Genomic DNA, 21524 nt, shown 5'->3' on the forward strand with positions numbered 1-21524 from the left:
CCCTCCGCTTACGGTCTTGAAAGGGCTTCCCCTTCCCGTCCCTCTGTGCCACCCAAAAACTTTTTACTTACTGACCGTGGTACTCGGCCGACAGCTCGTGGACCGCGCGGATAAAGGCGCCGGCGTGTTCNGGGTCGACTTCCGGGGTGATGCCGTGGCCCAGGTTGAAGACGTGGCCTGAGCCTTTACCGTAAGAGGCCAGAATCTGACCGACTTCCTCGCGAATCCGCTCGGGGCTGGCGTAGAGAATGGTCGGGTCCATATTGCCCTGTAGCGCGACCCGGTCACCGACCCGGGCGCGGGCGCGGCCGATGTCGGTGGTCCAGTCCAGACCCAGCGCATCGGCGCCGGTGTCGGCCATGGCCTCCAGCCACTGGCCGCCGCCTTTGGTGAACAGAATCACCGGTACTTTGCGGCCGTCGTGCTGACGGATCAGGCCTTTGACAATCTGCTCCAGGTAGCGCAGGGAGAATTCCCGGTAGGCATTGTGGGACAGGGCGCCGCCCCAGGTATCGAAAATCTGCACCGCCTGGGCGCCCGCCAGNATCTGGCCGTTCAGGTAGCGGATAACGGACTGGGCCAGGGTGTCGAGCAGGTGATGCATCAGNTCGGGCCGGTCGTACATCATCTGCTTGGCGCGGCGAAAATCCCGGCTGGAGCCNCCNTCAATCATGTAGGTGGCCAGGGTCCAGGGGCTACCGGAAAAACCGATCAGGGGCACCCGACCGCCCAGCTCGNGGCGAATGGTTTTCACCGCATCGAGGACGTANGGCAGATCCGCTTCTGGATTGACCACATCCAGTGCCATGATATCGGCTTCAGTACGCACCGGCTTTTCAAACTTGGGGCCTTCACCNGGCTCAAAGTACAANCCCAACCCCATTGCATCAGGGATAGTGAGAATGTCCGAGAACAGAATGGCCGCATCCAGCGNGTAGCGCTCCAGGGGTTGCAGCGTCACCTCACAGGCCATGTCCGGGTTGCCGCACAAACCCATGAAGTTGCCGGCCCGCTCGCGGCTGGCCCGATATTCCGGTAGGTAGCGACCGGCCTGACGCATCATCCACACCGGAGTGACGTCCACCGGTTCGTGGGCCAGNGCGCGCAGGAAGCGGTCGTTTTTCAGCTCGGTCATAGTAATGGTCCGGTACAGTCGGAGAACGGGGGAGGGGAGCGGCGGATACGGAGGTGTCGTAGGGCGGATCGGTCCGACGCCTCGGAGTGCGAAGCACGCATCCGCCGTCACCCAAGTTCTTACACTTCGAGGTAGTCCATGATCCCTTCGGCCGCTTCGCGCCCTTCCCAGATGGCGGTCACCACGAGGTCGGAACCGCGCACCATGTCGCCACCGGCGAACACCTTCGGGTTGGAGGTCTGGAACTTGTACTGCTGGGTTTCCGGCGCTTCCACACCACCCCAGTCGGATACNNTGATGCCGTGCTCGTCAAACCAGGGCGCGGGNCTCGGACGGAAACCGAAGGCAATCAGCACCACATCNGCCGGCAAGACTTCTTCACTGCCCGGAATCGGTTCGGGACGGCGNCGGCCATTTTCATCGGGNTCACCCANTTCGGTGGTCACCACTTTCACGCCTTCGACNTTNTCNTCACCNACNATGGCCACNGGCTGACGGTTGAANAGGAACTGNACNCCCTCTTCTTTGGCGTTGGCCACTTCGCGGCGCGAGCCGGGCATGTTCTCTTCGTCACGGCGGTAAGCACAGGTCACGCTCTCGGCGCCCTGGCGAATGGAGGTGCGGTTACAGTCCATGGCGGTATCACCACCGCCGAGCACCACCACGCGCTTGCCTTTCACGCTGATGAACTCGCTCGGGTCTTTTTCAAACCCCAGGTTGCGATTGACGTTGGCCACCAGGAACGGCAGAGCGTCGTGTACGCCGGGCAGGTCTTCACCGGGGAAGCCACCTTTCATGTAGGTGTAGGTACCCATGCCCATAAACACCGCATCGTACTCCTTGAGAATTTCGTCCATGGTGATGTCGGTGCCGACTTCGGTATTCAGACGGAATTCCATACCCATTTCGGTGAAGATNTCACGCCGACGGGTCAGGACGTTTTTCTCGAGCTTGAATTCGGGNATACCGAAGGTCAACAGGCCGCCGATTTCCGGGTAACGATCAAAGACCACCGGTTTGACGCCATTGCGCACCAACACGTCGGCGCAACCCAGACCGGCCGGGCCGGCGCCGATGATGGCGACTTTCTTGTCGGTCCAGGTGACCTTGGACATGTCNGGCTTCCAACCCATGGCGAAAGCGGTGTCGGTGATGTACTTCTCGGCATTACCAATGGTCACGGCACCGAAGCCGTCGTTCAGGGTACAGGCGCCTTCACACAGGCGATCCTGGGGGCAGACACGACCACAGACTTCCGGCAGNGAGTTGGTCTGATGACTCAGCTCGGCCGCTTCAAAGATGTNGCCTTCGGAAATCAGCTTCAACCAGTTGGGAATGAAGTTGTGCACGGGGCACTTCCATTCACAGTAGGGATTGCCGCAGGAAAGACAGCGATGCGATTGACTGGCTGCCTGGTCCTGGTCAAACGGTTCGTAAATTTCCACAAACTCGTGCTGGCGCACTTCCATGTCTTTTTTGGCGGGGTCCTGACGGCCCACATCAATAAACTGGAAGTTGTTGTTTAAACGTCCGGCCATAATCACTGCCTCAGCTAATCGGTGTGAGCCCGCGCCGCACTGGCGAACGGGCTCTGTATCGTTCTAGTGTCCTGTGCGCCCGAAGGCGCACCGGCGGGTTATTCGCCGCGTTTTTCCATGTCGTTGAGCAAGCCGCTCAGGCTCGCCGCCTTGGGCTTGACCAGCCAGAATTTACCGACGTAATCATCGAAGTTGTCCAGCAGGTTCTGGCCCCACTCGCTTTCGGTCTCTTCGGTAAATTCCGTGATGACCCGACGCAGGTAGTTGCGGTGCGCTTCCAGCGATTCGCCATCCACCCGGTGAATGTCCACCAGTTCGTGGTTGTAGCGATCCACAAAGCTGTTGTCCTCATCCAACACGAACGCAAAGCCGCCAGTCATACCCGCACCGAAGTTCACCCCGGTGCGACCGAGTACGGTCACCACGCCACCGGTCATGTACTCACAGCAGTGGTCACCGGCACCTTCCACGACGACGTGAGCACCGGAGTTACGAACGCCGCAGCGCTCGCCCGCCTGACCGGCCGCGAACACCTTACCGCCGGTCGCGCCGTACAGACAGGTGTTACCCATGATGCTGGTGTCCTGGGACTTGAAGCCGGAGTTGCGCGGTGGGCGCAGCACCAGTTTGCCGCCGGCCATGCCTTTGCCCACGTAGTCGTTGGCATCGCCTTCCAGGTAAATATACAGGCCACCGGCGTTCCACACACCCAGACTCTGACCGGCCACACCGGTGAGTTTTAGCGTAATGGGCTTATCCGCCATGCCCTGGTTGCCGTGGCGCTTGGCAATTTCACCGCTGATGCGCGCGCCGATAGAGCGGTCGCAGTTGGTCACGGTAAAGGCGTATTCACCGCCGGATTTGCTCTCAATGGCCGGCAGCACTTCCTTGACCATCGCCTCGGCCAGCTCGCCCTTGTCGAACGGTTCGTTACGATCCACCGCGCACAGCTGCGGCTTGGTTTCCAGGAACTTGTCGGTGTAAGTGATGCGGCTCAGGTCCAGACGCTTCTGCTTGCTGGTCTGGCCTTCGATCGCTTCGAGCAGGTCGACGCGACCGACCAGATCACCCAGACTGCGCAGTCCCAGTCGGGCCAACCACTCACGGGTTTCCTCGGCAATAAACTTGAAGAAGTTCATCGCCATTTCAACGGTGCCGATGTAGTGGTTTTCACGCAGGTCGTCGCGCTGGGTGGCCACACCGGTGGCGCAGTTGTTCAGGTGACAGATCCGCAGGTACTTACAGCCCATGGCCACCATCGGGCCAGTACCGAAGCCGAAGCTCTCGGCGCCGAGCATGGCCGCCTTGATCACATCCAGGCCGGTTTTCAGGCCGCCGTCGGTCTGCACCCGGACCTTGTCGCGCAGATCGTTGGCGCGCAGGGTCTGGTGGGTTTCACTCAGGCCCAGCTCCCAGGGAGAGCCCGCATAGCGGATGGAGGTCAGCGGGCTGGCCGCGGTACCGCCGTCGTAGCCGGAAATGGTGATCAGGTCCGCGTAGGCCTTGGCCACACCGGCGGCAATAGTGCCGACGCCGGGACGAGACACCAGCTTGACCGACACCTGGGCGTCCGGGTTGACCTGCTTGAGGTCAAAGATCAGCTGCGCCAGATCCTCGATGGAGTAAATGTCGTGGTGCGGCGGCGGTGAAATCAGGGTCACACCGGGCACCGAATAGCGCAGCCGGGCGATCAGATCATTGACCTTGCCACCGGGCAACTGGCCACCCTCCCCGGGCTTGGCGCCCTGGGCAACCTTGATCTGCAGCACTTCGGCATTGACCAGGTAGTGCGGGGTCACACCAAAGCGGCCCGAGGCGATTTGCTTGATTTTGGAGACCTTATCGGTGCCAAAACGGGCCGGATCTTCACCACCCTCGCCGCTGTTGGAGCGGCCACCGAGACGGTTCATGGCCTGCGCCAGACACTCGTGCGCTTCCGGCGACAAGGCCCCGAGGGACATACCGGCGGAGTCAAAGCGCTTGATGATGGCCTCGATCGGCTCCACTTCGCTCAGTGGAATGGCCTGAGCACTGTCTTCTTTGACTTTCAGCAGGTCGCGCAGCGTCGCCACCGGGCGCTCATTGACCAGGCTGGAGTAATCGCGCCACAGGCTGTACTCACCGGTCTGCACGGCACGCTGCAGGGTCTGGATCACGTCCGGGTTGAAAGCGTGGTATTCCTGACCGTGAACGTATTTGAGAATGCCGCCCTGCACCAGGGGCTTACGCGCCAACCAGGCGGTACTGGCGATGATCTTCTGGTCTTCTTCCAGATCCGGGAAGCCGGCGCCCTGAATGCGGGACTGAGTACCTTCAAAGCAGGTGTCCACCACTTCATCGGCCAGACCGACTGCCTCAAACAACTGCGCACCGCGGTAGGAGGTGATGGTGGAGATGCCCATTTTGGACAGAATCTTCAGCAGGCCCTTGTCGACGCCCTTGCGATACCCCTTGTACGCCTGATCGGTATCCAGCTGCAGTTCGCCGGTTTCCATCAGGTTGTTGAGCACGTAGTAGCTCAGGTACGGGTAAACCGCCGTCGCGCCGTAGCCGATCAGTGTTGCGATCTGGTGGGAGTCGCGGGCCGTGCCGGTTTCCACAATGATGTTAGCGTCACAGCGCAGCCCCACCTTGGTCAGGTGGTGGTGCACCGCGCCGGTGGCCAGCAGGGCGTGGATCGGCAGCTGGCCTTTTTCCAGATGGTTGTCGCTCAGTACCAACAGCACCTTGCCCGCCTTCACCTGCTCGGCGGCGTCATCGCACAGCTTGGCGATGGCCTGCTTGAGGTTGTACTGGGCCGGATCGTAATTGAGCGACAGAACGGTCGCCTCATACCCCGGACGGGGAATATCCATCAGGGCACGGAACTTCGCCGGTGACAGCACCGGTGAGCGCAGAATCACCCGATCGGCGTGCTCTTCGGTCTCTTCGTAGACCGACAGTTCGCGTCCCAGACAGGTTTCCAGGGACATGACGATGGCTTCACGCAGCGGATCAATCGCCGGGTTGGTCACCTGGGCGAACTGCTGGCGGAAATAGTCGTACAGCGGCCGCTGCTTGGCGGACAAGACAGCCATGGGGGTATCGTCACCCATGGAGCCGACCGCTTCCTGGCCGCCCTCGGCGAGCGGACGCAGCACCTGATCACGCTCCTCGAAGGTGACCTGGTACATTTTCATGTAGGCCTTGAGCTGCTCTTCGGTGAGGCCGTTTTCGGCCACATCGTCTTCCAGAGTGGATTCGATGCGCAGCGCCTTCTCTTTCAGCCACTGCTTGTAGGGCTGGCGCCCCTTGAGCTGCTCGTCAATGTCCTTGGTGTGGTACAGCTTGCCGGTCTCGGTATCCACCGACAGAATCTGGCCCGGTCCAAGACGGCCCTTGGCCACCACGTCTTCCGGCTTGTACTTGTACACGCCGACTTCGGAGGCCACGGTGATGATGTCGTCTTTGGTGATCACCCAGCGCGACGGACGCAAGCCGTTGCGGTCCAGGGTACAGACCGCGTAGCGGCCGTCGGTGATCACCAGGCCCGCCGGGCCATCCCAGGGCTCGACGTGCATGGAGTTGTATTCGTAGAACGCACGCAACTGCGGATCCATGTGCTCGACATTCTGCCAGGCCGGCGGTACCAGCATGCGCACCGCACGGTGCAGCTCCATGCCGCCGGTGATCAGCACTTCGAGCATATTGTCCAGGCTGGAGGAGTCGGACCCATCGCGGTTGACCAGGGGTGCCACGCGATCCAGATCCGGCAGCAGGGGCGTGCTGAACTTGGAGGTGCGGGCCACGGACCAGTTACGGTTGCCCATCACGGTATTGATTTCACCGTTGTGCGCCAGCATACGGAACGGCTGGGCCAGGGGCCACTGGGGCAGCGTATTGGTGGAGAAGCGCTGGTGGAACACGCAGATGGCGGTTTCCAGGCGCGGATCCGCCAGGTCGGTAAAGAACTTGGGCAGGTCCACCGGCATCATCAACCCTTTATAGGAGATGACCGTGGAGCTGAAACTGGCAATATAGAACGCCTTGTCTTCGGCCAGGCGCTTTTCGGCCTGACGCCGGGCGAGGAACAGCCGGGCGTTAAACTGCTCGAGACTCAGGTCTCCATCGTTGTTGATAAACAGGTGATTGAAACGCGGCAGTGACTCCAGGGCAATCGGCCCCAGGCAGCTGCTGTCCACCGGCACCTCGCGCCAGCCCGCCGGGCTGAGCTCCTGAGCGCGCAGCTCCTCCTCAACCACATCGCGGGCCTTCTGGGCCTGGGCATCGTCGGTGCTGAGCATGATCGAGCCGACGCCGTAAACGTCAGTCAGCTCGGCGCCGCAGGCCTCCTTGGCCACGGTGCGCAGAAAGCCGTCCGGCTTCTGAAGCAGCAGGCCGCAACCGTCACCGGTCTTGCCGTCCGCCGCGATACCGCCGCGGTGGGTCATGCAGGTCAACGACTCGATGGCGGTTTCCAACAGGCGATGACTGGCCTTGCCCTTCAAATGGGCAATCAAGCCAAAGCCGCAGTTGTCTTTAAACTCATCTAACCTGTAGAGGCCCGTGGTCATACGCTGTCTCTCTCGATACCGATAGAATCCGGAACATGGCTCGCTCCGCTCACGCCCCAGACAAAAAAGCCCCTCCAAAAAGGGGCCAGGCAAATGGGCGCAGCATATTACCCGCAAGTGGCCCCAAAGGCAAGACGAGCGGGGCTCTCAGCGCCCAACAGTAAAGCTAATTTCGGCGAAATCAGGAGTAAATTCAGGAAATTTAAGGAAACGGTCGCAAACGGTCCCGCACCGACCGATCCGGCCGGGTCTATAGGCGGACACATGAATCAAAGCATATTGCCTCACCGGTGCCGCCCGCAAACGGCCTAAAACCACCTGACAAGCCGCACACCCAAGCTATCACAAATCCCGCTCAATGCCTACAAACTCGCTCAACGGGCCATCTGAGGGTGCCAGCGTACTTTATTCCACCGCAAATCTAGGCTAAGTTAGGCTCGTGTTATAACACCCGCTTATTAAAAACACCGGTAATTCAGGAAGACACCATGAATAAATTAACTTTCAGGAGCGCAGGCTGCAGCATATTTGCCGCGCTGATCCTAAGCCTCGCCCTGGCAGGCTGCGGCAGTGACGACAACGACTCACGTCTCGACAACATCAACAATAACGGCAACACCGGGGGCGACCCCAATGATGGAGGTACCGACGATGGGGGCGAAGACAATGGAGGAGACGGTGATACGGAAGATCAGACTTCCCAACTGGGACGGGGCGTTGGCAGCAATTTTGTAGAAGGTGAAATCGCCGTCGACCTACCATCGGATAGCTCCTTATCCGCAGGTGGGAGCACTATTTTGGAAGTCACACTCGTCAATGACCAGGGCGATCTCATCAACGAGCAGGTGACCGTCTCCTTTAGCTCAAGCTGTATTTCTTCAGGTGGCGCCAGACTGCAGGGAACAGACGAAGAGTCTGAGACGTCCGTCACTACCAGCACTGGCAGCGCCTCCGTCACCTATCAGGCGACAGGTTGCGTCGGAGAGGACGAAATTGTAGCAAGCGCTTCCAGCGAAACTCGTTCGGGCATAAACAGCGCCAGAGCCACCATAAACGTTGAACAAGATACGCTCGACCAAGTTCAGTTTATCGGGGCGTCCCCCAGCGTCATTGGCATCAGAGGGATGGGCGCGCAAACCACAAGCTCAGAAGTCGTATTTAAGGTAGTTGGGGCCAACGGAAGCCCGATGCGAGAGGTTCCGGTGACATTCGCCCTAAGCTCAAACGCTCCTGCCGGCGCAAACCTGGCCAACGACAGCGGAACCACTAACAGTGAAGGCCAAGTTACAGCCAGAGTCAGAGCTGGAACTGGGGCAGGCGTTGCAAATGTCATTGCAACAGCCAATGGCGTCTCCACCCTGTCTCGGCAACTGGTGATTACCACCACCATCCCAACACAGCGCCACACTAGCCTATCGGCGTCAGACCTTTACCCCGTGGCATGGAACACTGACGGTGTGGAGAGCGAGCTCACCATTCGTTTGGGTGACCAGAACAATAACCACATTCCCGAAGGAACCGCTGTTTATTTCACCGCCAGTGCCGGGATTGTTGATGCAGAGTGCCTTACCGGAGAAAACAGCGCCTGCTCTGTCACTTGGAGAAGCCAAGGCCAGCGCCCAATGGGATCCGGCGGAGTTACATTGCATGAGGAGCCACCTTACGCACGCTGCCCCGGCACCGAAGAGTGTCGCGCCGGTCGTGTTTATGTACTTGCCTCAACAGAGGGCAACGAATCTTTTATCGACATTAATAGCAATGGCCTTTTCGATGTAGGAACAGACCTGTTCGCGGCAAACGGGAACTGCGCCCCGAGCGTCCCAAGATCCTATATCCCACCCGCTCCTATTGATCAGGCATGCGATGACCTTGGACCGTCTTATCTGGACACCAACTTCAACGGCACCCTGGAAAATGACGAAATCGTGCGCGATCCCAAGGAGAGAAACAACCTCTACAACGGGATTCTTTGCCGCGCAGAGGATCATGAAGCCGGCCTCTGTAGCCGGGAGGGCATCACTATTCGAGAGAGCACTATGCTGGTTATGACCAGCCCATGGAGCAACCCGCTCATCCCGGGATTACCGTCGAGCGTAGAGCTGGGGCTTAATGAGTCGGTTCGATATGACCTCATAATCGCAGACGAAAATGGGAACGGCATGCCCGCTGGCACGCAAATCGAAATCAATGAAGAGTTTGCGGAGAATGTCACCTTCACGTTGAGCCGAGATACGCTGGGCGGATCTTCTGAGCCGTCGAAAGTCTCGCTTCAATTGAAAGCCGATGACACTGAATCTGTGGCAGGGTCGTTCGTTCTCAGTATTACCTATGAGGGAGCTCAGACCAACTACGGCCCCATTGAAATCACAGCGCCGTAATATATTTGACTGATCGCCGGTGGGGCTCACCCCACCGGCTACCATATTAAAGCCCGCGACTTTCCTTAATTTCTTCATGTATATCAGACATGACGCGCGGCCAGGGCCCCGCCTCCCTTTGATCCTCGGGCAAATCGCCTATCGCCTCTCTGGCCGACTCAGCACCTGAATAGCGTCCGGTTACGACCACAAACCAGGGCTTTCCCTGACGGCGGGTTTCGAAGCTCAGGAGCTGTTCCCGATTGGGCTGTGCCTCAATATAGCGATCCACCGATGCCCGTGAGCTGGCACCCAGAAGCTGCAGGGTGTACTCGGAGGCGCGCCAGGAGAGCAGCACCTGCTCGTCTTCCGGAATGTCGGGTAAACTGGAAGCCTCGGCAACGGCCGGCTCTTCCGAAGGGGGCTGCTCGGTCGGAGTTTTCGCCCCGGCCGCCGGCGCCGATGTTTCCTCGGGCTCAGACGCTTCATCGGGCTGTGGGATCTCCGGACGCTCCTCCACCGATGGTTCGGGGGACGGCGACTCGGGCAGTGCCCGCTCTGGCGCTGCCGACTCGGGTGTCTGGACGGTTTCTACAGCCGGCTCCGATTCTGCAGAGGACTCCAGCTCTGTACGGTTGGACGCCTCGTTGCTGGGAGACAGCGTCAGGGTCTGGGTTTCTCTCGACTCGGGCAGCCGTGTCGTCGACTCACGCTCAGGGGCTTCGGAATCACCCTGATAGATAAACACCATCAACAGCACACCAAGCAGCACAGCAATCACCACAATATGCACCAGCGGCAGGGCATTGCGGCGCTCCCCCGGCCTGCCCGAGCTGGCGCGGGCGGAAACCGATTCAAGCAGCCAGCGACGGGCCTGCTCGTGCAGCCGGGGAATCCGCCCCTCAGCCCGACGCCACCAGGGTTCCACCTTTTCCTCGGTGAACAGCTCCGGCCCCATATAGTCGGCCATTTCCATGCGGAAGTTGAGGTAATCGGTGGCTTCTTCAAGGGAGAGTGGCGCTAGGTCGAAATCGTGGATCAGCACGTCGTGCATGTTGAACTGATCCAGCCGTGTGACCATCTCAGAGTCGGCAAACAGCACGATGTGCAGGCGCCGACCGGTGGAGTCCTGCCCCTGCAACAGACTGATCAGGGCTCCAAGTGTTTTCTCATCCAGATGATGGGCATCATCGATGATGGTCAGCGCCAGGCGGTCTTCTTCATCCGCTATCTGAGCGAAATGACGAAGCGCGGCGAGCAACCGACCCACCGAGGGGTTGTCGTCTACCGAGAGGGCAAAGTGCCTGGCCATTTGCCCCAGCACCGCTTCGGCGCCCGCACCAGGCTCGGCGGTGAGCAGGCAAATATCATCATCGAATTGAAAACTGTTGGCCAGCTCAAGGGCAACGCGACTTTTACCCACCCCGGGTTTGCCCAGCACCGCCAGCAAACTGGCACTGAACTGACACAGGTGCTGTAACTGTTCGAGCAGAGCGCGTCGGCCACCGCCGCCAAAGAACGCAAATTCCGGGTCATCCCGGAAGGGATCTTCACTCAAACCGTAGTATTGACGATAATCCGCCACAGGGGATTCCGGGGCGGCCGATTGACCCGCCAGGTTGTCGTGCTCCGAGCTGTCTGTTGGGTCGGTGTTCATAAACGCTCTCCCGGAAAGGATTGTCGCTAGGCGCCCGGTGGCGCGGTATGTTCATCCGCCCGACAGGCTGCAAATGTTTCCTGTAATAGATCCTGTTCGATATCGCTGGTGATCAACGCTTCGCCGAGTTTGCTCAGCAACACCAACCGCAGCCGACCGTCGACCACTTTTTTATCCACCCCCATCAACTGCAGGAAATCGTCGGGAGTCATGCTGGCCGGTGCTTTCACCGGCAGGTGGGCCCGCTCCAGCAGGCGAACAATCCGGTCCAGCTCGTCAGCCGTAATGGCCCCTCGTCGATGGGACAGGTCTGCCGCCATCACCATACCTGCGGCGACTGCTTCACCATGCAACCAGACGCCATAGCCCTGATGGGTTTCAATCGCATGGCCAAAGGTATGCCCCAGGTTGAGAATGGCGCGCAGCCCACCTTCTCGCTCATCCCGGGCCACAACCTGCGCCTTGTTCTCACAAGAACGCTTGACGGCATAGGCCATCGCTTTAGGGTCCCGCGCCAGGAGATCGGGCAGATTCGACTCCAGCCATTCAAAAAATTCCCGATCGGATATCAGGCCGTATTTGATCACCTCGGCGATACCCGCCGACAGCTCGCGCGGAGGTAGAGATTCCAGCACGGACATGTCCGCGATCACCGCTTGCGGCTGATAGAAAGCGCCGATCATGTTTTTGCCGAGCCGGTGATTGACACCGGTCTTGCCCCCCACAGAGGAGTCCACCATGGATAACAGGGTGGTCGGCAACTGAATGAAATCCACTCCACGCTGATAACACGCAGCGGCGAAGCCCGCCATGTCACCCACGACACCACCGCCCAAGGCCATGATGGTCGTCGTACGATTGTGTCGAGCCTCGAGCAGACCATCAAAAATCTGATTCAGCGTCTCCAGATTCTTGAACGATTCTCCGTCGGGTAACACGGTAGTATCGACCTGATAGCCGTCGAGAAGTTCGATCAGAGCGGGCAGGTAAAGCGGCGCGATGGTATCGTTGGTGACGATGTATACCTGCTTGGCGCGCACGTGGCGTACCAGCAGCTCCCGGTTCTTCAGGAGCTGCTCGCCAATATGAATCGGGTAGCTGCGATCGGCGAGATCAACGGTCAGAGTTTGCATAGTCGGCACTGCGTTCGGGTTGTCGGAAAACCCTCATCTTAGCACACCGTCCGAAACTTTAACCGAGCTCAATCCTGGCCTAGACGTTCGGCAATATCCCGCGCCACCACCTTCGGCGGGCGTCGGTCGGTCACCACCACCCAGTCCGCTACCGCCCGGTACAGAGGGTCGCGCTGCTCAAGCAACTCGACGATTTTCTGGCGGGGGTTGTCCACCTGCAACAGCGGGCGCTTTTTGTCCTTGGCGGTGCGCTCTACCAAGTGTTCCACCGAAGCGGTCAGGTAGCACACGCGGCCACCGCGGTGCATCACCTCGGCATTTTCGGGGCGCAATATGATGCCGCCTCCGGTGGCAATCACGGCGCCGGGCTCCTCGGCCAGCTCGGCCAGAACCGCCGACTCGCGATCACGAAAACCAGACTCGCCTTCGACATCAAAAATCCAGGGGATATCGGCACCGGTGCGCTGCTCAATCACACGGTCGCTGTCATAGAAGGGGACTTTCAACTCGGCCGCCAGAAGGCGGCCGATGGTTGATTTGCCGGCCCCCATGGGGCCGACCAGAAACACATTATTGGGCATGGATCAGTCAGTTAAAGTATCGGCCATGATTTTGGGGGTAATGAACACCAACAGCTCGCGTTTTTCCTGACTGGTAATGTCCCGCTTGAACATACGTCCCAGTACCGGGATGTCGCCCAGGAACGGAACCTTGTCCTCGCCCTTGACCTGTTCAACTTGGAAGATACCACCGAGCACGACCGTTTGGCCATTTTGCACCAGCACTTTGGTCATCACCTCGGTCACATCAATGGTGGGAATACCGGAGGCCTGGTTCAGAGCGCCAACAGAATCCTGATTGATCACAAGGTCCATGATGATGCGGTTATCGGGGGTAATCTGGGGTGTGACATCGAGCTTCAACACGGCTTCTTTGAACGCTGTGGTGGTCGCACCACTGGCCGAGGCTTCCTGATAGGGAATTTCCGTGCCGGACATAATGGTCGCCTGCTGCTTGTCTCCGGTGATCACCTTGGGCTGGGAGACAATCTCGGCCTGACCGTTGTTCTCCAGAGCGGACAGCTCCAGGTCGATAAAGGCACTGTCGGACAGAACGCTGAACGCGAAGCTACCGGCCGAATTGTCGACCCCCAGGTCCACCATCATGTTCTCTTCCAGATCCAGTGTGCCGGTTCCGGTGAGCCACTCGGCGGGCGAGCCCGGGTTAGAGTCGAGACCGGCTGTGGAGCCCGCCACTTCGACCAGCGTATCGGAGGAGCGATCAAAGCCGACGCCACCCCAGCGAACCCCCATTTCACGACGGAAATCGGTGTTGGCAATCACCAGACGGGCCTCGATCATCACCTGGCGGATCGGAATATCAATCTGTTCCACCAGGCGCTTGAAGGCTTCGATACGATCAGCGGTATCGGTGATGATGATGGAGTTGGTGCGCTCATCGACGATCGCATCACCCCGCTCGGACAGAACACTGCCAGTCGCGCGGTTACCGCCCTGACCACCCGATAAGCCACCACTGCGGCCACCCTCGCCTTCCTCACCACGGAACAGTTCAAACATCTCCCGGGCATTGGCGTAGCGAACCCGAATGTACTCGGTGCGCAGCGGTGCCAGCTCTTCCAACTGTTGACGGGACTCGAGCTCCTGACGCTCACGCTCAGCGATCTCGGCCGCCGGCGCCACCATCAGAACATTGCCGTTCTGACGCTTGTCGAGGCCTTTGGTTTTCAACACCAGATCCAGCGCCTGATCCCAGGGCACATTATCCAGACGCAGGGTAATCCGGCCCTGGACCGTATCACTGGCCACAAGGTTGAGGTCGGTAAAGTCGGCAATGATCTGCAGTACACTGCGCACTTCGATGTCCTGGAAGTTCAGGGACAGTTTGTCGCCGGTGTAACTGAACTCCTGATCCCGCGCTTCAATTTCCCGCTCGGTCAACGGCTTCACGCTGATGACATACTCATTGTCGGCCTGGTAGGCCATGTAGTCATATTCGCCATTGGCATCAATATTCAGGATGGTTCCGCGGCGGTCCTGAGAGGCCGACACCATGGTCACAGGGGTGGCGAAATCCACCACGTCGAGACGACGGCGGAGCGCTTCCGGCAAATTGACCCCACCCAGCTCAAGCTCAATGCCTTTGGCCGTTTCGGTGACATCGGCACTGATGTTGTCATCGGACAGGTTGATGATAACTCGGCCTTCGCCTTCCTCACCACGACGGAAGTCGATATTGGTGACCCGAGGTTCACTGTCGGCGCGGGGGGCCGTTTGCGACTGACGGTCGCCCGCAACGCTGGTCGCCTGTGCGGGGCGGGAAACATAGCCGCCCTGGGCCGCGCCCACCTCGAGCACATAGGTATTACCGTCCACCCGTGCACTGTAAGTGGTCAGCTCACTGAGGTTCAGAATCAGGCGCGTGCGGCCTTGGGAACTAAGCACCAGCGCGCTCTTGCTGTTCTCGAACGACAGGGGGAAACGCCGCTGTTCCAGTGCGCTGGTTACCTCCGGGAAGTCGAGCACGATACGTGCCGGCTGCTCGATGGTGTAGCCCTCGGGTTCCGGCGGCATGTCATCGAAGCCCAAACGGACTTCGAATCGCTCCCCCGGCAACTCCGAGAACTGGATATTGTTCAGTGACTTGGCCCACACAAGGGAAGGCGCCAGACAGACCAGTAACAAGGCTAGATTTCGCATGGTTAACCCCAATAAGCACAGTGCTCGCATGATGGCCTATTCCTTTTCTTGTAATTCAATAATTCTGGGACGCTCGACCCAGCCGTTGGCGCCATCGGCGACGATTTCCAAAAGTTCAAGCTGTGACCGCGATGCGGACACGATGCGTCCATGATTTTTACCCAGGTAATTACCCTCCGTGACCGCGTGAACACCGCCTTGGCCGTCGTTGATCAACGCCCAAAGCTGACCGTTTTTGGTCAAGGTGCCGACCATGGTCAGGTTGGCCACGTTAAAGCTTTCCAGATACTCTTTTTCCCGATTCAGATCCGGCTGAACCTGTTTACCACTTAGCTGCACCCGCCGCTCCTCTTCCCGGGCCGGCGGATCAAACGGGCTGCGCAGGGTCATGGCGCTGTAGCTAAACGGCCGGTATGGCTGGAACGCCGGCAGGGGCTCGATCTGCCCCGCCGGGCGGGCCTTGGTCTGCTGGATATACTGCTGCAGGTCGCGGTGATCGGATGAACTACCACAGGCGGTCAGCGCGGCCAGACAGATGGCTAAACTGGTAAACGTTATAATTCTATTCATCACTAGATTCATCCTGTGACTTATAGCGATAGGTCTTCGCCCCGATCTGCATGGTCAGCGTGCCGCTGTCTTGTTGGCGAGCAATCGTGAAGTTGTGCAGCGTCACGATGCGCGGCATGCCGGCAACACCACTGACAAATGTGCCCAGGTCGTGATAGCCGCCTTCAACGTCAATGCTGATGGGCAGCTCCACGTAATACTCGGATTGCTGCTCGGACTCCAGGCGGATACTGTTGATGTCCAGTCCGCTTTCAGACCCACGGGCATCAATATCTTCCAGCAGACCCGGCACCTCAGTGTCACTGGGCAACCGAGAGAGCAAGGCACCGAAGGACTTTTCCATTTCAACCATCTGCGCCCGGTACTCTTCCAGGTTGGCGGCCTGGAAACTCTTGGTCTCGAACGTCTGGCGCAGATTGGTTTCTTCAGCAACCACGCGATCGAGCTGGGTATTCAGATCCTTGACCTTCAGGTAATAGGTCAGCGCAAAAACCACGACCACCAGCAGCACACAGACGAAGATTTTGCCCGGCAGGGGCCAGACGCCAATGCGCTCAAAATCGATGTCGTTGACATCAAAGTTTTTCAACTGCTCCAGAGTATCGGAAAATGCCATGATCAGTTTCCTCCCTCATCAACACCGGCCTGATCTGCCGGCGCCGAGGTGCGTACCGACATTCTGAAGGCATTTGCCTGCTCACCCTGCTCCGGTGCGGCAGTCACCGAGCTCAAGTTCGGCGCCGCGAACCAGTCGGACTCATCAAGATTGCGCATAAAACTGGAGACCCGATTATTGGACTCGGCGATCCCTTCGAGCAGGATCACTTCGCCCTGGCGCTCCAGCCGGTTCAGATAGACCCCGTCGGGGACGGCACGCACCATTTCATCGAAGTAGCGCACGATGACCGGCCGCTTGCCTTCCAGGTCCTGAATCACCCGCATGCGGGCCAGCAACTCTTCGCGCTTCTCTCGCAGCTCCCGGATCTCGGCCACCGCCGCTTCCAGAGCCGAAATTTCGGTCTTGAGGAGTCGGTTGCGGGCTTCCTGGTCGGAAATCGAGGACTGAATGCTCGATACCCACAAGTAGGCCACCAGACCCGCGAGAATCAAAACCCCCACCAGGATGCCGAGGAACTCTTTTTTCTTCTCCTGGCGGTAGGCTTCCCGCCAGGGCAATAAGTTGATTCTTGCCATCAGTCGAAACTCCTCAGCGCCAGGCCGGCCGCGATCATCATCGAGGGGGCGTCATTGGCCAACGCGACCGCGTTCACTTTCGAGGACACCGACATATTGGCAAAGGGGTTGGCCACCAGAGTCTGAGTACCGAGCTTCTCTTCAATCAGCCCGACCAGGCCCTCCATGGACGCGACACCACCGGCGAGCACGATGTAGTCCACATCGTTGTACTGGCTGGCGGAAAAGAAAAACTGCAGCGAGCGGGTCACCTGCTGGACCACGGCCTCTTTGAAGGGGCCGAGCACTTCTGACTCGTAATCATCCGGCAGACCGCCCTGCTTCTTCGCCAGCCCGGCTTCTTCCATGGACAGGCCGTAGCGCCGCTGGATTTCCTCGGTCAGTTGCTTGCCACCGAACAGCTGCTCGCGGGTATAAACTGTGCGGCCGTCCACCAGAACGCTCAGTGTGGTCATGGTCGCCCCGATGTCGATCACCGCAACGACCTGACCATCCTGGTCTTCCAGTTGCTCCGCGACCAGGCCGAAGGCCCGCTCCATGGAATAGGCCTCCACATCGACCACTTCTTCCTGAAGGTCGGCCAGTTGCAGAACGTTGACCCGCAGATCGATATTCTCCCGCCGACAGGCTGCCAGCAGAACTTCCACCTGCTCGGGGTTGCGGGGCGATTCGCCCTGCACCTCGAAATCGATGGCAACCTCCTCCAGAGGGAACGGAATATACTGATCGGCCTCTATAGAGATCTGAGTCTCCATGGCGTCGTCGCTGAGACCCGCCGGCATGTCGATCATTTTGGTGATCACGGCAGAACCGGCAACCGCCACGGCCGCGTGCTTGAGCTTGGTTTTGGATTGCTTGACCACCGTGCGGACCACATCGGCGACCGCTTCGGGGTCGTTGATGTTTTTCTCGACCACCGCCCCGGGGGGCAGCGGACGTACGGCATAGGTCTCCACCCGGTAGCGATCACCGTGTCGGCTGAGCTCCAGAAGCTTGACCGACGTTGAACTGATGTCCAACCCCAAGACCGGCTTCGCCCTTTTTTCCAGGAAGCTTAGAATGCCCATTTTTCTATCTATATCCGTAACTTAGAGGAAGTTTATGTTATAGGACTTTAAGTTAAGCCTGCAACAAGACCGCGCATATGTAAACAGGCAAAAAGCCCGTATAATGCGGCGACTTGCCGCCATTTTCGCTAACTTATTAATTCTCATAGAAAAAATGCCTATCAAAAAGTCTTATCTGAACCTGCTTTTCTGGTTGTTTATCGCCGGAGCTGGCGCCTCCCTCACCGTTTTGGCGGGGTTGTACCTCTATCTAAGCCCCAAACTGCCCCCCGTGGAGAGCCTCAGGCAAGTTCAATTACAGACCCCGCTGAGGGTTTATTCAAGCGACGGCAAGCTGATTGGCGAGTTTGGTGAACAGCGTCGCACACCGGTTTCGTTCGAAGAGCTGCCTGACCTTTACATTAAAGCGTTATTATCCGCCGAAGATGCGGAATTTTACGACCATCCGGGCGTATCTATTCGCGGACTTTTGCGAGCCGCGTCACAATTATTGAAAACAGGTGAGATTCAATCGGGGGGAAGCACCCTCACGATGCAGTTGGCCAGGGATTTTTTCCTGAGCCGGGAACAGGTTTTTTCCCGTAAATTCAATGAGATCCTGCTGGCTCTTCAGATTGAGAACGAGCTCACAAAACAGGAAATTCTTGAGCTGTTCAGCAATAAAATGTTCTTCGGCAATCGCGCCTACGGTATTCAGGCTGCGGCCCAAATTTACTACGGCGAGGACATCGACGAGCTGGAACTTCATCAATGGGCCATGATTGTGGGCGTTCTCAAGGCACCCTCGGCCTACAACCCCCTGGCCAACCTCGAACGGGCCATGATCCGGCGCAACTGGATTCTCGGCCGCATGCTGGAGCTGGGGCATATTGATCAGGCCACCTACGACGTCGCTGTGAACACGCCGGATGACGCCCGCTACCACGGCGCCACCCTGGAACTCTATGCACCCTATGTCGCCGAGCTGGCCCGACGCGAGGCTGTGGACCGGTTTGGCGAGAACGCCTATAACGCCGGCTACAAGGTCTATACCACGATCCACAGCGACTATCAGGCGGCGGCTCAGCAGGCGGTGGTTGACGGGCTGCTGACCTACGATTGGCGCCACGGCTATCGCGGCCCCGAACAACAACTCGGCGAGCGCCCGGAAGACCTGTCCAGTTGGCAGGAACTGCTTTCGGACACCCCGGTCTACGGCGGCCTGCTCCCCGGCCTGGTGCTCTCGCTGGAAGAGCGCTCGGCCGAGATCCTGCTGGCCAATGGAGACACCATTGAGCTGGGATGGGATCAGAGCCTGTCCACCGCGCGCCGCTATCTCAACGAAAACGCCCGCGGCCCACTCCCCGAGAGCGCAAGCGATGTCCTGGCGATCGGCGACCTGATCCGCCTGCGCCAGATCGGCGGCGTATGGCACCTGCGTCAGCTCCCCCAGGCCCAGGCCGCGCTGGTCAGCCTCGACCCGCGCGATGGTGCCGTGCGCTCGCTGGTGGGCGGGTTTGACTTCCGCCAGAGCAATTTCAATCGCGCCCTGCAGGCGGCCCGCCAACCCGGGTCCAGCTTCAAGCCATTTGTTTATACCGCCGCGCTGGAGAATGGCTTTACCCCGGCGACCATCGTCAACGATTCCCCCATTGTCATCGAAGACGCCAGCCTGGAAGGCGCCTGGCGTCCGGAGAACGACGGCGGCACCTTCCTCGGGCCGACCCGGTTGAGGGAAGCGCTGTACCGCTCCCGCAACCTGGTCTCGATCCGGGTGCTGCGCAGCATCGGCCTGCCGGCGCTCCTCGACACGCTCGAGAAGTTTGGCTTTGACCGCGAGGCCTTGCCGCGCAACCTGTCCCTGGCANTGGGGAGTCACGCCCTGACCCCCATGGATATGGCGCGCGGTTACGCCATCTTCGCCAACGGCGGCTTCCGCATTGCACCCTATCTGGTTGANCGCATTGANGATGATCNCGGTGANGCGCTGCATGTCGCTCGCCCCGCCACCGTCTGCGANGACTGTGAGCGCGAGCAGGAAGAAGAGGAAGAGCCGGTCAGCCTGATCGCCGACATCTACGCCAGCGAGCCCGAACGCGCGGCCGAGACCGGCCCGGACGAACGCCTGGCGCCAGAGCAACCCGCCCAACTGGCGCTGCTGNATGAAGACGAAGCGACCCTGGAGCCGCTCCCCATCGCCCCACGAGTGCTGGGTGAGCGCACCGCGTTCATCATAGACTCGATGCTGCGCGACGTCGTGGCCCGAGGTACCGGCCGTCGAGCCAGAGTGCTGGACCGGGCNGACCTCGCCGGCAAAACCGGTACCACCAACGGCCCACGNGATGCCTGGTTCGCCGGTTACAACCCCGACCTGGTCACCGTCGCCTGGCTGGGCTTCGACCAGAACACGCCGCTGGGTCGAGGCGAGTACGGCGGCACGGCCGCACTGCCGATCTGGATTGATTACATGCGGAGCGCACTTGCCGGTAAGCCGGACCGCCCGGCACCGCAACCCGAAGGCATCGTGACCGTGCGCATTGACCCAGAGAATGGCCAGCGGGCTCAGCCCGGGGACCCGGATGCGATCTTTGAGATTTTCCGTGCCGAAGAGGTACCGCCGTACAACGATAATGGCAACGGCAATGGCAGCAGTGACAGCGAACGACTGCCGGANGAGCTGTTTTAGGGGCGGCCCGCAGCNGGTCGCTCGATGGCNAAGCCGGACGGTACGGACAGGACCAGCGGTTTGAACCCGCGGCGAACCGCACGGCTTCCGGCGCGACTGGTCACCCAGCCCCGAACTTCGATCCTCTGACCGGGCGCCAGAACCGGNCTGGACGACCACACGGAATCGGGCACCTTCANTACNAGGGGCCCGTCAAGCTCCAGCCAGACCGAGCCACCGCCTCGGCTGACATCCGTGATCGTTCCACGGATTCGCTGAAAACCGGTGTCCTGCAAGGTCAGGCCGCTCGCCTCAAGGGCCGGCCATTGGTTNTCGGCCCACACCCCANGGGACGCCGCCCGCGCCTCACCTTCCGCCTCAGACAGGCAGGAGGCCANGGTCATGTTCGGCGGTATCGCGATATGAAAACCCAGCCCCTGACGCAACAGGGCGGCTTCCAGGCTCTTTCCCTCCAGGGTGAACAGGTGNCCCAGGGTGCGGCCGTANTGGTCGTGCCGCTCCTGATCCTGGACCAGCAGAACCTCACTCTCAACNAGCTGTTTTTTTAATTCCTCGCGCGCTGCTTTTGCCAGCGGCTCTGCGGGCCGCCCCTCGCGCGCCAACTCCGGCGCGTTGATGCCAATCAGGCGCACCCGGCGCCCATCGGCCAGGCGTACGCTGTCGCCGTCATGAACCCCAGCCACCTGTACCGACTCGTGCTCAAGCCCCTCCGGCAAGGGGCAGGCAGCGCCGGGAAACGCGCTCAGGGCCAGTAGGGCACCCAAAAAAACGCCGCGGGTTTTATATGAGAATACGCTGAAGGCTTTATATGAAAGCACGCTGAAGGCTCTGCAGGAAAATACGCTGAAGGCTCTCCATAAAAAAACGCCGAGGGCTCTCGCCCCCGGCGTTTTCATGTCGCTTATCAGCAAGGGCCCAAGGGCCATGCCAATCGC

General features: G+C 59.7%; 14 protein-coding genes. 2 read left to right on the plus strand and 12 right to left on the minus strand.

The features are described 5' to 3' along the window. Nucleotides 1–67: 67 nt before the first annotated feature. The 3 genes from hemE to gltB form a co-directional block, all read right to left on the minus strand. Complete coding sequence (hemE, locus tag CMG77_RS11925; protein ID WP_286904603.1) at nucleotides 68–1135, minus strand: uroporphyrinogen decarboxylase; 1068 nt, start codon at nucleotides 1133–1135, stop codon at nucleotides 68–70. Nucleotides 1136–1254: 119 nt separating this feature from the next. Next, nucleotides 1255–2673, minus strand: a complete 1419-nt coding sequence (locus tag CMG77_RS11930; protein WP_286904605.1) for a glutamate synthase small subunit GltD family protein — start codon at nucleotides 2671–2673, stop codon at nucleotides 1255–1257. A gap of 98 nt (nucleotides 2674–2771) precedes the next feature. Then, nucleotides 2772–7226, minus strand: a complete 4455-nt coding sequence (gene gltB / locus CMG77_RS11935) for a glutamate synthase large subunit (protein ID WP_286904607.1) — start codon at nucleotides 7224–7226, stop codon at nucleotides 2772–2774. A 488-nt stretch (nucleotides 7227–7714) separates the two neighbouring features. Here gltB and CMG77_RS11940 point away from each other — a divergent pair, with 488 nt between their 5' ends. Beyond that, on the plus strand, nucleotides 7715–9604 hold the full coding sequence (locus CMG77_RS11940) for an Ig-like domain-containing protein (RefSeq protein WP_286807656.1): 1890 nt from the start codon (nucleotides 7715–7717) through the stop codon (nucleotides 9602–9604). 46 nt (nucleotides 9605–9650) lie between these two features. Here CMG77_RS11940 and CMG77_RS11945 read toward each other — a convergent pair whose 3' ends face one another. From CMG77_RS11945 to CMG77_RS11980, 8 genes are all read right to left on the minus strand, one after another. Continuing rightward, entirely contained in the window at nucleotides 9651–11240 is a 1590-nt protein-coding gene (locus CMG77_RS11945) for an SPOR domain-containing protein (protein WP_286807657.1), read from the minus strand. Nucleotides 11241–11266: 26 nt separating this feature from the next. Next, entirely contained in the window at nucleotides 11267–12373 is a 1107-nt protein-coding gene (gene aroB, locus CMG77_RS11950; protein WP_286807658.1) for a 3-dehydroquinate synthase, read from the minus strand. A 68-nt stretch (nucleotides 12374–12441) separates the two neighbouring features. Continuing rightward, nucleotides 12442–12954: a shikimate kinase AroK gene (gene aroK, locus CMG77_RS11955; protein WP_123638365.1), complete on the minus strand. Its 513-nt coding sequence runs from the start codon at nucleotides 12952–12954 to the stop codon at nucleotides 12442–12444. Between the two features lie 3 nt (nucleotides 12955–12957). After that, nucleotides 12958–15093 carry a type IV pilus secretin PilQ gene (locus CMG77_RS11960; RefSeq protein WP_286807661.1) on the minus strand — a complete coding sequence of 712 codons (2136 nt, stop codon included), beginning with the start codon at nucleotides 15091–15093 and terminating at the stop codon, nucleotides 12958–12960. Between the two features lie 36 nt (nucleotides 15094–15129). Then, nucleotides 15130–15663 carry a pilus assembly protein PilP gene (locus CMG77_RS11965; protein ID WP_123638367.1) on the minus strand — a complete coding sequence of 178 codons (534 nt, stop codon included), beginning with the start codon at nucleotides 15661–15663 and terminating at the stop codon, nucleotides 15130–15132. Then, nucleotides 15656–16279: a type IV pilus inner membrane component PilO gene (locus tag CMG77_RS11970; protein ID WP_123638368.1), complete on the minus strand. Its 624-nt coding sequence runs from the start codon at nucleotides 16277–16279 to the stop codon at nucleotides 15656–15658. Before CMG77_RS11970 ends, CMG77_RS11965 begins: the two co-directional genes overlap by 8 nt. A 2-nt stretch (nucleotides 16280–16281) precedes the next feature. Further along, complete coding sequence (locus CMG77_RS11975) at nucleotides 16282–16857, minus strand: PilN domain-containing protein (RefSeq protein WP_286807664.1); 576 nt, start codon at nucleotides 16855–16857, stop codon at nucleotides 16282–16284. Beyond that, complete coding sequence (locus CMG77_RS11980; protein WP_286807665.1) at nucleotides 16857–17924, minus strand: pilus assembly protein PilM; 1068 nt, start codon at nucleotides 17922–17924, stop codon at nucleotides 16857–16859. Before CMG77_RS11980 ends, CMG77_RS11975 begins: the two co-directional genes overlap by 1 nt. Nucleotides 17925–18078: 154 nt before the next feature. Here CMG77_RS11980 and CMG77_RS11985 point away from each other — a divergent pair, with 154 nt between their 5' ends. Then, nucleotides 18079–20589 carry a penicillin-binding protein 1A gene (locus tag CMG77_RS11985; RefSeq protein WP_286904610.1) on the plus strand — a complete coding sequence of 837 codons (2511 nt, stop codon included), beginning with the start codon at nucleotides 18079–18081 and terminating at the stop codon, nucleotides 20587–20589. Here the strand turns inward: CMG77_RS11985 and CMG77_RS11990 are convergent. Continuing rightward, complete coding sequence (locus tag CMG77_RS11990; protein WP_502691888.1) at nucleotides 20586–21515, minus strand: thermonuclease family protein; 930 nt, start codon at nucleotides 21513–21515, stop codon at nucleotides 20586–20588. The two genes, CMG77_RS11985 and CMG77_RS11990, sit on opposite strands and share 4 nt — an antisense overlap. Nucleotides 21516–21524 lie beyond the last annotated feature (9 nt).

Source organism: Marinimicrobium sp., assembly GCF_002695945.1.
GTDB classification, from domain to species: Bacteria; Pseudomonadota; Gammaproteobacteria; order Pseudomonadales; family Cellvibrionaceae; genus Marinimicrobium; species Marinimicrobium koreense.

Bases quoted from the DNA above. Each gene is read 5' to 3' on its own strand.
- gltB (WP_286904607.1), bottom strand. From the start codon at position 7,226: ATGACCACGGGCCTCTACAGGTTAGATGAGTTTAAAGACAACTGCGGC.
- CMG77_RS11940 (WP_286807656.1), top strand. From the start codon at position 7,715: ATGAATAAATTAACTTTCAGGAGCGCAGGCTGCAGCATATTTGCCGCG.
- CMG77_RS11945 (WP_286807657.1), bottom strand. From the start codon at position 11,240: ATGAACACCGACCCAACAGACAGCTCGGAGCACGACAACCTGGCGGGT.
- aroB (WP_286807658.1), bottom strand. From the start codon at position 12,373: ATGCAAACTCTGACCGTTGATCTCGCCGATCGCAGCTACCCGATTCAT.
- aroK (WP_123638365.1), bottom strand. From the start codon at position 12,954: ATGCCCAATAATGTGTTTCTGGTCGGCCCCATGGGGGCCGGCAAATCA.
- CMG77_RS11960 (WP_286807661.1), bottom strand. From the start codon at position 15,093: ATGCGAAATCTAGCCTTGTTACTGGTCTGTCTGGCGCCTTCCCTTGTG.
- CMG77_RS11965 (WP_123638367.1), bottom strand. From the start codon at position 15,663: ATGAATAGAATTATAACGTTTACCAGTTTAGCCATCTGTCTGGCCGCG.
- CMG77_RS11970 (WP_123638368.1), bottom strand. From the start codon at position 16,279: ATGGCATTTTCCGATACTCTGGAGCAGTTGAAAAACTTTGATGTCAAC.
- CMG77_RS11975 (WP_286807664.1), bottom strand. From the start codon at position 16,857: ATGGCAAGAATCAACTTATTGCCCTGGCGGGAAGCCTACCGCCAGGAG.
- CMG77_RS11980 (WP_286807665.1), bottom strand. From the start codon at position 17,924: ATGGGCATTCTAAGCTTCCTGGAAAAAAGGGCGAAGCCGGTCTTGGGG.